Below are 12,328 nucleotides of genomic sequence, written 5' to 3'. Positions count from 1 at the left end.
CATTCGCCGCTGAAGCTTGGCGCTGGTGAAGTTGCGGTCGCGGTTGTTGACCGCCTTGAACTTGCTGCCATCGATGGCCACAAGCGCTTCAGAGAACAGGCCAAGCTGCTGGCACAGCACCACGAACTGCCTACAGACGCCGCGGATTGCTTTGCCGTTATCCTTGCGGAAGTTGGCGATGGTCTTGAAGTCCGGCATCAACCGTCCGGTCAGCCACATCAACTCAACGTTGCGCTGAGCCTCGCGTTCGAGACGGCGACTGGACTGGATGCGATTGAGATAGCCGTAGATGTAGATCTTCAGCAGGTCGGCAGGATGGTAGGCCGGCCTGCCGGTTTCCGCCGGGACGACGCCCTCGAAACCCAGCTGGCCAAGGTCGAGTTCATCGACGAAAACATCGACCACCCGCACCGGGTTGGTGTCCGCCACATAGTCATCCAGGCTCTCGGGAAGCAGCGCGCTTTGGCCTCGATGCTCTCCCTGGATAAAACGCTTCATTGGCGCCCCCCGCTGATTCGAATCCATCAAATCACAGCAAGGTCGATGCCAACGTAATGGGATGGTCACCCCCACACCCCGTGAGGGCTATGCTCTCGCTGGGTTTATCTCGGAGGCCATCGCCATGAACAAAGTTGCACTGGTGGGTATCGATCTCGGCAAGCACAGCTTCCATCTGCATGGTCAGGATGGGGCAGGCCGGGCGGTCTTTCGCAAGAAACTCTCGCGACTGCAGATGATGCGACTCTTCGGCAATCTGCCAGCCTGCACGGTGGTCATGGAGGCCTGTGCCGGAGCCCACTTCACGGCGCGGGAGCTCAACAAGCTCGGACACGTCGCCAAACTGATCTCACCGCAATTTGTCAGACCGTTCGTGAAGAGCAACAAGAACGACTTCGTGGATGCCGAGGCCATCTGCGAGGCCGCGTGCAGACCCTCCATGCGTTTTGTCGCACCCAAGACCGAGGCACAACAGACGCTGTCTGTTTTGCATCGCATGCGTGACGCCTTGGTGCGTGAGCGCACACAGGCCACCAACCAGGCACATGGTTTCCTGCTGGAGTTCGGCATCTGCCTGCCCAAGGGCCTGGCAACCATGAAGCGACTCCCGAGCACTTTGTCAGAGCACTCGTTGCCGCCGCAACTGATGCAGTTGCTGATGCGACTGCATCAGCACTTCCTCTACTTGGATCAGCAGATCAAGGAGTTGGAGGGGCAGCTGGAGGCTCAAGTAGCCGAGGATGACTTGGGCAGTCGGTTGCTCAGCATGCCGGGAGTCGGACCGATCACAGCCAGCTTGCTGGCGGTCGAGATGGGCGATGGCCGGCAATACGCCAGTAGCCGCGACTTTTCCGCATCACTCGGGCTGGTGCCCCGGCAGTACAGCACAGGCGGTCGCACCAATCTGTTGGGCATCAGCAAGCGGGGTGACAAGCACCTCAGGCGTTTGCTGGTTCAGTGCGCTCGAGTCTATCTAATGCGACTTGAGCATCAGCGCGGGGCATTGGCGACTTGGGTGCGGGGCTTGCTCATTCGACGCCACTCGAACGTGGTGGCTTGCGCCCTGGCGAACAAACTGGCCCGCATTGCCTGGGCGATTGCCGTTAAGCACACTCGATATGAAGCCGAGCCAGATGGCTTGACCGCCTGACCCTACTGACTGAGCAGTACCACGACGACCTTTTCCGGTTTTGCGATAGCTGAATAGACGATGACGTGAACGGCCCACCGGCCTGATGAAGAACCTGATGTAAAAACTGGCTTTCGAAGCCGCCAACGTTTTCAGGATCCTCAGGCGCGACTCTCATCGAGGCGCGGAGCTTGCTCCACCAAGACGCCGGATAGATTTAGGCAAGCCTAACGCTCATCGCTGATCAGTATTGCAAAAGTGGGGGTGACCATAGATTTTTACACAGCCTGGGCCGATTTCAGCCTGTCGTGAGTTTTTGCAGGCTGCTCGGCTTGTACTCTTGGCTGTAAATAGAGCGCAACGGCGTCAAGTCCAAGCCGTTGCGCAAGCAACAAGTGTCTCCGCCAGTGCTGCCTTGCTCTCGGTGACCGGATCGGGCTCGATCAGGTCCTGGGCCAACTGGCGTTTATCCAGGAGCATCTGCCATAGCTTCTGGTCGATGGTGTTCTCCACCAGCGGAATCTTAACCACCACAAGGCGCAGTTGACCGTTACGGTACGCCCTGTCCTCTGCCTGGTCCTGAAGGCCGGGCGTCCAGGGCAGACCTAGGAACATGACATAGTTCGCCGCTGTCAGGTTGTTGCCAGTGCCTGCGGCCGACGTGGTGCCGATAAAGACACGGGTGTCCGGATCGGCCTGGAATTTGTCGATCGCCTTTTGCCGTTTGGCCAGCGAGTCGCTGCCCATCAGGGTAACGCAGCCATAGCCAGCGACTTCGCAGAGCTCGCGGAGGGTGCTGACGGTCTCCTTGAACTCGCAGAACAGGATCACCTTGTCCTCGATGTCGAGCTCGGCGAGCAGTTCCATGATGACGCGAACCTTCACTTGCTCCAGGAACTGACGGAGCGCGCCGAGCCTGGCGAAGATCGGGCGGTCCTCGAGGCGGATGCGGTCGTACTGGCGGCGCTCCTCCTCGGAGAGTGCCACCGACAGCGTCTGCCGCTGCTTGCCCTTTAGCCCGGGTAGCACGTCCTTGCGTCGGCGGAGCATCCAGTCACCAATGGCATCGCGCAGATCCTTGCGGAACTCCGGGCTGCCGGAGAACTGCTCGCAGAACTCCTTCAGCGGCAGTTGGCCGACCAGGTGGCCGGACAGGCGAAGCAGGGTGTGCAGCTCGGTTTCGCGGTTGAGCACCGGCGTGCCGGTCAGCAGATAGCGGCTCGGCACCTTGGCCGCGATGTCGAAGCCATGGCGTGTCCATATCGCAGTGGGCTCCTTCAGCCGATAGGCTTCGTCGATGACCATGACGACGAAGTGGTCCACCTGTAGGGCGTAATCGCCCAAGCGCTCGTAGTTGATCACCATCCACTTCGCCGAGGCATCGAAGACCTGCAGGGCGACATTGGCATCCGGATAGACAACCTGAATCTCGCGTTGCCAGTTGATCAGAAAGGAGGACAGGGTGACGACCAGGATCGGTCGGTCGCCAGCGTGGATCGCGGCGGCGATTACCGCCTGACGGGTTTTTCCCAGGCCCATGTCGTCGGCAAGCAGGGCGCTGGTCCGCTGCAGCAAATGACGAATGCCGGCGGGCTGATGATCCAGCAGCGAGTAGTTCGATAGAGCCTTCTCGATCTGCGCGTCGGTGTACTCGGTGCGCTCGATGGAGGGCACGGCCGCCAGGTAGACGTCAGCTGAGGTCTCTTCCTCGGAAGCCTTCGCGGCCTGCTCCTGGGCTGGGCCGCCCAGGCTGATGCGTGTGATGGATTCGACCGGGGCGACGCTCCCATCGCTGAGCAGTTCCTGGACCGTGTCCAGGATCTCGAATTGCTCCTCGGACAGGCCCAGTTCCAGGATCAGGTTGCTGCGGACCAGCTCCGCAGAAGCGTCGATCCTCCAGGAGCGGGATTGCCCGAGGAAGATTCCCCGCATGCGCCTGGCCACCGCCACCATCCCCGGGTGGTAGTCGCCGGACAGGAGAATGCCGCCCTGCGCGAGTGGAGCGATCCTGAAGACCAGACCCCCAGGTGAACGCTTGCCGATCGGGCGCGGCCTGGGCGGCTTCCAGTTTCTGGCAGAATGACTGCCAGGATTCGGCGTAACGCCCGTCGACTAGCTCTATGAGGCTATGGAAGAGCAGGTCCAGCTCGGCCAGCAGCTTGACTTTGGGAAGCCGCCAGTAGCGGTAAAGTGCACTACCACCGAACGTCCGGTGCCGCGCAATGCACTGAGCCCGGCCGAACTCGAGACCATCCTGGCCGTCTGCAACAGTCCGGGGTACGCGCATCTGCCACCGAGCCAGCGTGCCACGGCTGGCTGACCAGCAGCGTTATCTGGCCTCGGAGTCGACCTTCTACCGCATACTGCGCGCTGCCGACCAACAACACCGCCGTGGTCGCAGCCAGCCGCCGCGCACGGTGAAAGGACCGACAAGCCATGTGGCGACGGCCGCGAACCAGGTGTGGTCATGGGAGCATCACCTACCTACCTACCTACCTACCTACCTGCCTGCCTGCCGACGGCGGTGCGTGGTCTGTGAAAGCAAAGTCGCTAAGGGGCACTGCCCTTCTCGAAGGTTTCGACCCGAGCCAAATGAGCCCGCACCTCAATCGCATCGATCAAGTGGCGGTTTTTAGGAAATGCTGCTTTAAGCCAATTACCCGGTACGTAGTAATGATCGAGGTAGAGGATTGTTGGCTGGGCGTTCCCGGCAGCACAGAGCGCGACCTGTCCTCCATATCGCCTCCAGCCATAGCGGCCGGTACGAAAACCTCGCCGTCTTTATTGATACCGAATATCCTGAGCCACTCTGGGTCGCGTGTTCGGTTCTGATCCGATACGGTAAACCATTGCATATCTCTCTTACCTATTCGATTTCGAAGAGCCGCAGTCGTTTATGCCGGAGCGGGATCCTCTTGCCTGCGGCAACAACTCAATCAAGTACCGACTCAGGAGCATTGAGAGCGCCGAGCACGATGTAGCGTTTTGTCCCGTTCGTATTCAAGGCGACGCATCAGCGCCCGTTACGGAAATCGTTGAATGGAGCCTGGGGTGTCTATAAAATCCGGGCGATTCGCCTGCCTCTTCGAAGCGTAATACTCGAATCATGCGTCGATTGTGTTCGTGTGCTCCCGCGCCAGCAACGAACAGAGTTGCTCTGCTGTCATTGGCCGGTTCAGATGGAATCCCTGGACTTCATCACAACCCATGTCTCGGAGTAAGGTTAACTGCTCCGCATTCTCCACCCCTTCAGCGGTTACTCTCATCGACATGGCGTGCCCGAGCCAAATGATGGCGTGCACAATTGCCAGGCTACTGTCAGACCCATCAAGCTGAGCGATAAAACTACGGTCGATTTTCAATGTGTCAAAAGGATATCTACGCAGGTAGCTAAGAGAGGAATAGCCGGTGCCAAAGTCGTCCATGGACAGGCTGACGCCGAGAGCCTTGAGCTCATTCAGGGTGGTAAGGGCACCTTCGGCGTCATCAAACATCATGCTTTCGGTGATTTCCAGTTCCAGGCGAGTGGCCGGCAGGCCGGTTTCGCTAAGTATTCCCTGCACCTGCACAACCAGATCGGTAGCACGGAACTGCTCAGGAGAAAGGTTAACCGAGACGAAAATAGGTTCTGCCAGGTCCAAGGTCTGAAGACAGGCCTGACGCAGCACCCAGGTGCCCAGTGAGACGATTAACCCAGTTCGCTCTGCCAGCGAAATAAATGCTCCAGGACTGAGCAAGCCGCGTTGAGGGTGCTGCCAGCGCACAAGTGCTTCGACACCGCTCAGGTGCTTATCGGTTGTGCGATAACGTGGCTGGAAGTGCAGGCGCAATTCGCCATTACTGATTGCATGGCGCAATTCGTTTTCCAGTTGCTTCTCTTCGGTAATATGGCGACCCATCTCGTGGGTAAAAAAACACCAGCGGCTGTGCTTCAGGCTTCTCGCCTGATGGAGCGCTATCTCGGCATAGTGCAGGAGTTCATGAGCCGTATCGGCATCCTTGGGAGCGATTGCAATGCCGATTCTGATTCTAAGAAAGACCTCCTGATGATCAACAATAAATGACCGCTCTACGCATTCGATGAGGCGCTTGCACAGTAGCGCAATGACCTCCTGCCGGGAAAACCCACCGTTGAGCAACACAATGAATTCATCGCTGGTGGGGCGCGCTAGATAATCCTCATTGCGCAGAAACTGCTCCAGTCTCTGTGAAAGTTCGACCAATATCTGGTCTCCAACCGCACGGCCTAAGCTGCTATTGATATATTTAAAGTGCTCAATATTAATGGCCAGCAGCGTCAGCGGATTATCCCGAAAACGGTGGGTTTTCAGTCTCCTTTCGAGCGTATCCTGTAGGTGTTTTCGGTTGGGTAGGCCAGTAAGAGCGTCATATTGTTGCAGTTGCTGGATACGCAACTGGCTCTCCACCTCCGCAGTAATATCGCTTGCGGTTCCACGGTAACCGCTCGCGCCAGCTGGGCCATTCATCACGCGCACAACCAGGATGCACAGGCTTAATTTTCCGCTGGCTGATCGATAGCTGCACTGCAGCGGAGTACGGGCATTAGTCTGCACGACAGGGCTAGCTACCCAACTGGCCAGAGAATCTGATTCGAACTCCAAGAATTCACACAAAGGGCGCCCCAGCCAGGCTTCACGCGCATGACCAGTGATTGCCTCGAAGCGCTCTGACAGGTAAATCAGACGCTGCTCCGCATCTGCTTCCCATAGCCAGTCGGAGCAGGCTTCGGCAATGTCGTGAAAACGAGCCTCGCTCGTGGACAACGAGGAGTAACTGTCATCCAGTAACCTTGCCGATGCCAGGGTATGGTGCACTACTCGCCAGCCCAGAGCCCCAATGATCAGCGCGGCGACGCCCAGTAGCGGCAGCAAAAACGTAAGCAAGACATTGCCCGGCAGAACAGGATCCCAACGTAATAGCAAGGAGGAGGCACCGACTGTCTGGAGGCGAAGACCAGGACTAAGCGCTGCATCCTCGACATCACGGGCTAACCGCATCTGCTTTAAGGCATAGTCATTTCCCAAGGCAAGCAGTTTGGCTGGGCTGAGAACATCTACAAAAAGCAGTACCGATGGCGCTCCGGGCACCTCGCGCACTGTTGGGTCGCCGCCTGGAGTCAAGCCTGCCGCAGCCACCAGTGCAGGCCGTCCTGCAACCTGAAATATTCTCGTCAGGCTTTCCTCATCGGCTGCCTGCTCCCGGGCTTGCTCCAGCAGGTCAGTAATGTCTCCTTGCAACCACTGTTGGGCCGGGGTTGCCTGCAGCTTCCCCTCAATCACCGCATAAACCGTTTGATCGTCTGGTGTGACGACAAAGACGCCTTCGTAAGCGAAGTCTCTAAAAAGGGTTGCCCCCAAATTACGTCGCGTATAGGCCCACTCCAGGTCGACACGGGCATGCAGGTTCTGGTAGGCATCCCCCCAGAAGGCATAGTCGCTGATAGACTTCTTCAGGTTATCCTGGCGAATTTTCAATGCTTTTTCAGCGAAGAACAGGCCTTGTTCGCGAGCCCAATCATTTTGACCGTGGGCAATCGCAACCACCGTCCCGACTGTCAGTGCAGAGACCAGCATCAGCAGGGCGGCAGCTGAAGTCAAAACCTTGCAGGCAAGCTTTGAACTCGCCCCACCCTTCGTGTAGAGGATACTGGCAGGGCTGAAGACAGTCATATAAGTCCCTTTAACGTAGAAGCCACCCTATAGAGCGGTGAAAATTTCAATTCTCAAGTGATGTTCCATAATCATAGGCGCCTGAGCCTTGGCATGTTGTGCGACTAGCCGGTCATATCGTCGCAGTTGACATCAAAAGGCTATCACTCAACAAGCGGCCCCAGGACCTTTCCTGGTCGAATCAGGCGGGCGGTCATATTATTGGCGTCAAATACTTTGCGCAATGGCCGCGCTGGGAACGACCGGCGTAAGCCTGATTCCTTAACTGTCTGGGTGCGGATCAGGTCAACAGTCCAGATCCTTGGTTTCTATGGCAAATGCGTACTTGGGCTAGGGCAGATTTCTCGCACCGCAGCAGCCTTTACGCGGAAAATTGCGCCTGCAGCTACAGCCCCTTGGGCTTGTCGAAGTTCGGCTTGCCGCTCAAGGTGGGGTAGCTGACCTTGCATCCACTGGACTTGTAGCCGGTGCAGCCCCAGAAGTCGTAACCGCCTTTCCCCTTTTTCTGACGCCTTGCGAGGGGTTGACCGCACTTGCCGCATTTGAATTCTGAGTTCTGTGTCGCTGCCGGCCGGGGCGATTGCATCGGCACACTGGGCAGCCCTTGCTGTTTCGACAGTTCCTCCTCGAGGCGCTTATGCAGCCGGGAGACCACAGCACCGTAGGTGTCCTGGCCCTGGGCGATCTTGTCCAGGTCGCGCTCCAGTTCCCGTGTGAAGTCGAGCTCGACGAAACTGAAGAACCCTTCCAGCCGCGCGATCGTCTCCTCTCCCAAGCCGGCCGGGACCAGCTTGCGACTCTTCTCCTTGATCAGCCCCTTGCCGGTGATGTTCTTCATGATCGAGGCGAAGGTGCTCGGACGGCCGATGCCGCGGCGTTCCATCTCCTTGATCAGGCTGGCCTTGGAGTATCGCGCCGGTGGCTGGGTTTTCTTCTTCAGCAGCTCGCCGCTGTGGACCGGGAGGATCTGTTTCGGGGAGAGCGTGGGTACTGGGTTATCCGCCTCGGCATCCTCGTCATCGTCGGTGTCGTCGCCCAGTAGGAGCTTCATCCAACCGCGATAGGAAATCGTCTTGCCAGTTGCGGTGAAGCGCAGAGGCTTCCGATCCGGGCCTACGGCGAGCAACTTGGCAGTGCGCACATCGTAGATGGCAGCCTCCAGTTGGCTGGCCAGTGCGCGGATCCGAATGAGCTTGTACAGCGCCTGCTCTTCAGGACCCTCTCCGGCCACTTCGTCGGCCCAGTAAGTTGGGGTGATGGCAGGGTGGCCTTCTTGGGCGCCTTCTGCCGCGTTGAATGTCCTTCGCTCAGCGACGGCATTCACGCCCAGCGAGCTGGCCACCTTGCGGATGTCCTCCATCGCATCGTCCGGTACGTTGGGGTTGTCTGTGCGGTGATAGGTGATGACGCCTTGCTCGTAGAGGCGTTGTGCGACTTGCATGGTCTTGTCTGGATCCCACTTCAGGGCGTTGCTCGCCGCCTGTTGCAGCGACGAGGAGATGAAGGGCGCCGGTGGATCCCGCTCGGACTGACGGTCCTCACACACCTCGACCACCACGTTGCGCGTGGAGGCGACCAACTGGGCGAGATTGCCGTCCTGGATATAGGGGTGTTCCTTGGTGGCGAAGTCCGGTACCGGCTGCCACTCCGCGCTCCAGGTAGTTTTGCCGCTGGGGGTGACGAAGTGCAGTCGGGCGCCAAAGTGGTTGATTACCACGAAGTTGCGGATCTCGCGCTCGCGCAGTACCACCAGGTAGACGGCAGGCGACTGGACGCGCCCGGCCGAGGTGGGTTTGCCGATCAGGCGGCGGAGCTCCTGGGTCACCAGGTAGCCCACCAGTCGATCCAGGACACGGCGACACTCCTGCGAGGCAACCCTGTTCAGGTCGATCTGCCGCGGATTGGCCAAGGCCTCCTGGACACGCTTGAGGGTGATCTCGTTGAAGGTGATGCGCTTGTAGTCTTTGACTCCCAGCACCTGCTGGATGTGCCAGGCGATGCTTTCGCCCTCGCGATCCGGGTCAGTGGCCAGGTAGATTTCGCTCGCCTGTTTCGCTGCAGCCTTAATGGCTCGCACATTCCGAGCGCTTTTCTCCAAGATCTCGTAGATCGGGGCGTAGTTCTTGCGCACGCCGGTGGTGATCATCGTGTCGTTCTGGCCCTTGGCCGGGAGATCGCGGATGTGGCCGCCACTGGCGATCACTTGCCAATCTTCGCCTGGGCGCAGCTTCTTCATCATCGGCTGCAGCTTCTTCAGCTTGCCGGGTGCCTCGATGATCAACAGCTTCATGGGATACCCCTCTCGATTTGCCAGGGACCGACTGTCGCGGCAGCAAGGGAGGAGCTTCAACTGGAAATGGTCACCGGGAAGGGGGAGCTTTTCAGGGGCTAGAGGTCCAGCGACAGCTGCTGTGCCTGGGCAAACCCTTTAAGCCAGGACGCCCGCATTGCAGGATGACTATATGGGCAGGCATGCACTGGTAGCCCTTTCCGGGCGGCCTCGGCACCGGCAGATACTACGGCACGATGGGGGTTATTGAGCCGACGCCTGTCTGCTGGCTTCTGCATCTTGATCGAGTCCCGCATGGACATAGTCTCCCGATGAGCAAGTCAGTCGAACGGTAGCGTCACGCTTGGGCGATTTTTTAGTGACCGCCAGAATTCTACAGCCGCTGCCACAGTTCGCCGATGAGAAAGCTACCAATCAGCGAGAATTTCCCGAATGGCGTGATTTTTACCTGGGAGCATTTCGAACCGAATAACACCAGTACAACAGGCCGACCAACGAGTGCTCCGCTACTACCAGTCAGTAGCCAGCGTCCGGGATTCCTCACATCCTCATCTATCTGCATGTTGCAACTGCCCAAAGGTTTCAGAAATGAGAAGGGGGCGACGATGAACCGTCTCCCCCTCCACCAGCAGCTTCCCGAATGGGGCCGAAATTAAGCCCCTATCAGAGGGGCTCGTCTGGATCGGGATAGGCATCCTGATCGGCGTTGAGCGGCAGTTGGGGTTGTGGCCGATTGCCCTGCTGACCATTTGCACCCTGCGAAGCACTCAGCGTAACCGCCGTGATGCGGTGCGGGAGCATGCCGACCCGACTGGCCTGGATCTTCAGCGCTTCGAACTCGCCCTCGTTGTTCTCCCAGCGATCCATAACCGCACGACCTGACACAGTCACGCGCATGCCTTTCTGGAACAGGCGCGAGTAGCTTTCAGCGTCCTTGTGCCACCACTCGACGTTGGCCCAGAAACCTCCTTTGTCTTCGTAACCGCCGTTGCCGTCCGGCACCGAGTTGTCGAAGTAGATGTTGAGCCGCAGCAAGCGCCGCGGCTCCTTGTTGCCGTTGGGGAATTCCTTGAACTCCGGCGCGGAGCCGATGTTGCCTTCCCAGCTTTGTACGGATGTACCCATGAGCGTTCTCCGGTTAGTTGTGTTGCATGAGGTTGGTGCTCTGCTGCAGCCGCTCCATGAGCACGGCCTCGGCCTGGCCCATCTTCTCGGCGCACTCGGCGGCCTGTTTCCCGATGGAGTGGATCAGGCTGATCTGCATGTTGAGGGTGATGCGCTGCAGCTCCAGGACGTAGAGGTCCTGCAGCATCGGTATTGGTGTCTTGGGGTGGCCGACCATCTCCGCCCAGACGCCGACACCCATCCTGCGAGTGGCGACGTGCTGCCAGCGCAGGAACATGGTGCCGGCCTGGGTGTTCTGCTCGGTCAAGCGGACGGGCAGGAGGGTGAAGGGATGACGCCGAACCTGGGCCAGCACGTCCTGGGCAAGCTCTTTCAAACCCACCTCCAGCACGCGGCATTGCTCCGCAAACTGGTTCAGCTCCCCCTTACCTTTAAAGGGCTTTAAAAGGCCTTTTAGTGAGGCACCCTGTTGTAGCCCCTGGAAGGCATCCTGTTGCAGTGGCCGGAAGGCAGTCTGTTGCAGCGTCTCGCTGGAGGAGCCGATCTGCCACATACCGATCAGTCCTCGCCGTCGCCGATGTCACCGGAGAACGGCTCCGGCGCCTCGCTTTCCGGCTGTCCGCGAGTGATCGGCGGAGCGAACGTGGAGCGGCGAGTGCCCTCCAGGATGTCCAGGGGAATCTCGCCATACCGTTCGTACATCTTGCGAGCTGCCTCAGCCTTCGCATTGTTCGCGGCGAAGTCGTCACGGCAGGCGCCCGAATAGCGGTAGGTCTGTGCCAGCCCGAAAAGTTTGCGGAGCACGGCAGCACCTTCGTCGATCCACAACTCCATGTCTCGGCGACCAATAAGGCCGACGTGCTGGGCCAGCAGGATGCGTCGGACGATCTCGTCATAGGAGGTCAGCAGGTAAACGGCCTTGAACCCGAGGGGGTTGGAAATATAGAGAGGAAGCCTGACCGGCTGGATCGACAGGTTGTTGCTGATGCTGATCGCGGGCGGCAGGTTCGCCATCACGTCGTCCAGCCGCTGGTCGATATCCTTCAGCGCTGTGTCGGACTCATTGATCTTGTCCTCTAGTTGGATCATCCACCAGTCGGAGTAGGGATCGTCCTGGGTGGCGCCGCGAGTCATGCGGTTGATGATGGAGCAGAAGCCGGACAGGCCGATGATTCCCGGCTTCTGCTCATTCTTGGGCCGCCCCATCCAAATGCGGGCAGCGTGGTGCGTGTGGAGGGTGAGCTGCACATCGCTCCGCAGGGAGCCAATGTTGAGCCGGTAGTTGTCAGCCATGGTGCGGTTTTTCCTTACGGGGAAGTTCGCGCCCATGCTGCAATTCGGTCGCTACGGCCGCAGCAAGAAATCCATAGCCCGACGGAAGGGGATTTGTTGTTGCCTCTTTATGAATGGGAAGCGGTGCTGCTACTTATTTAGAGAAGTGGTTCCAGTGAAACCACTCAGTTGCCTGTCGGCACCGCTGCCTGGTCCTGGCTGGAGCTATTCGGGCCGAATAACTCAGTTGCCTGTCGGCACCGCTGCCTGGTCCTGGCTGGAGCTATTCGGGCCGAATAACTCAGTTGCCTGTCGGCACCGCTG

General features: G+C 58.9%; 8 protein-coding genes and 2 pseudogenes. 2 read left to right on the top strand and 8 right to left on the bottom strand.

Annotated elements, in window-relative coordinates:
• A partial coding sequence (locus R3355_RS23935) for a transposase (RefSeq protein WP_318963627.1) occupies positions 1 to 498 on the bottom strand: 498 nt, incomplete at its 3' end.
• A gap of 124 nt (positions 499 to 622) precedes the next feature.
• Here R3355_RS23935 and R3355_RS23930 point away from each other — a divergent pair.
• A complete protein-coding gene (locus R3355_RS23930; protein ID WP_318963626.1) occupies positions 623 to 1,648 on the top strand; it encodes an IS110 family transposase in 1,026 nt (341 codons plus the stop codon).
• A gap of 345 nt (positions 1,649 to 1,993) precedes the next feature.
• On the opposite strand, the pseudogene R3355_RS23925 reads toward R3355_RS23930, so the two are convergent.
• Positions 1,994 to 3,914, bottom strand: a pseudogene (locus R3355_RS23925) (DEAD/DEAH box helicase).
• Here R3355_RS23925 and R3355_RS23920 point away from each other — a divergent pair.
• Positions 3,822 to 4,128 (top strand): annotated as a pseudogene (locus tag R3355_RS23920) (IS3 family transposase); the annotation flags it as partial. The pseudogenes R3355_RS23925 and R3355_RS23920 sit on opposite strands and share 93 nt — an antisense overlap.
• Positions 4,129 to 4,731: 603 nt before the next feature.
• Here the strand turns inward: R3355_RS23920 and R3355_RS23915 are convergent.
• The 6 genes from R3355_RS23915 to R3355_RS23890 all read right to left on the bottom strand — a co-directional run bounded on the left by R3355_RS23915 (position 4,732) and on the right by R3355_RS23890 (position 12,025).
• Positions 4,732 to 7,317 (bottom strand): EAL domain-containing protein, encoded by a 2,586-nt coding sequence (locus tag R3355_RS23915; protein ID WP_318963625.1) that lies wholly within the window; start codon positions 7,315 to 7,317, stop codon positions 4,732 to 4,734.
• 385 nt (positions 7,318 to 7,702) lie between these two features.
• Positions 7,703 to 9,607, bottom strand: a complete 1,905-nt coding sequence (gene topA / locus R3355_RS23910; protein WP_318963624.1) for a type I DNA topoisomerase — start codon at positions 9,605 to 9,607, stop codon at positions 7,703 to 7,705.
• Between the two features lie 98 nt (positions 9,608 to 9,705).
• Positions 9,706 to 9,885, bottom strand: coding sequence for an Rmf/CrpP fold protein (locus R3355_RS23905; RefSeq protein WP_296222428.1), 180 nt, complete (start codon positions 9,883 to 9,885; stop codon positions 9,706 to 9,708).
• Positions 9,886 to 10,270: 385 nt separating this feature from the next.
• Entirely contained in the window at positions 10,271 to 10,732 is a 462-nt protein-coding gene (locus R3355_RS23900; RefSeq protein WP_318963623.1) for a single-stranded DNA-binding protein, read from the bottom strand.
• Positions 10,733 to 10,745: 13 nt separating this feature from the next.
• The gene (locus tag R3355_RS23895; RefSeq protein WP_318963622.1) at positions 10,746 to 11,285 is read right to left on the bottom strand and encodes a DUF3158 family protein; all 540 of its coding nucleotides are present in this window, start codon (positions 11,283 to 11,285) and stop codon (positions 10,746 to 10,748) included.
• A 5-nt stretch (positions 11,286 to 11,290) separates the two neighbouring features.
• A complete protein-coding gene (locus R3355_RS23890) occupies positions 11,291 to 12,025 on the bottom strand; it encodes a PFL_4669 family integrating conjugative element protein (RefSeq protein ID WP_318963620.1) in 735 nt (244 codons plus the stop codon).
• Positions 12,026 to 12,328 lie beyond the last annotated feature (303 nt).

It is taken from the genome of Pseudomonas sp., from assembly GCF_033723075.1.
In the GTDB taxonomy this organism is placed as follows: Bacteria; Pseudomonadota; Gammaproteobacteria; order Pseudomonadales; family Pseudomonadaceae; genus Aquipseudomonas.
Note: the sequence above shows the minus strand (reverse complement) of the source record. Positions and strands in the feature narration are given on the sequence as shown.

Coding starts and splice junctions, on each gene's coding strand:
- R3355_RS23930 (WP_318963626.1), top strand. CDS start 623: ATGAACAAAGTTGCACTGGTGGGTATCGATCTCGGCAAGCACAGCTTC.
- R3355_RS23915 (WP_318963625.1), bottom strand. CDS start 7,317: ATGACTGTCTTCAGCCCTGCCAGTATCCTCTACACGAAGGGTGGGGCG.
- topA (WP_318963624.1), bottom strand. CDS start 9,607: ATGAAGCTGTTGATCATCGAGGCACCCGGCAAGCTGAAGAAGCTGCAG.
- R3355_RS23905 (WP_296222428.1), bottom strand. CDS start 9,885: ATGCAGAAGCCAGCAGACAGGCGTCGGCTCAATAACCCCCATCGTGCC.
- R3355_RS23900 (WP_318963623.1), bottom strand. CDS start 10,732: ATGGGTACATCCGTACAAAGCTGGGAAGGCAACATCGGCTCCGCGCCG.
- R3355_RS23895 (WP_318963622.1), bottom strand. CDS start 11,285: ATGTGGCAGATCGGCTCCTCCAGCGAGACGCTGCAACAGACTGCCTTC.
- R3355_RS23890 (WP_318963620.1), bottom strand. CDS start 12,025: ATGGCTGACAACTACCGGCTCAACATTGGCTCCCTGCGGAGCGATGTG.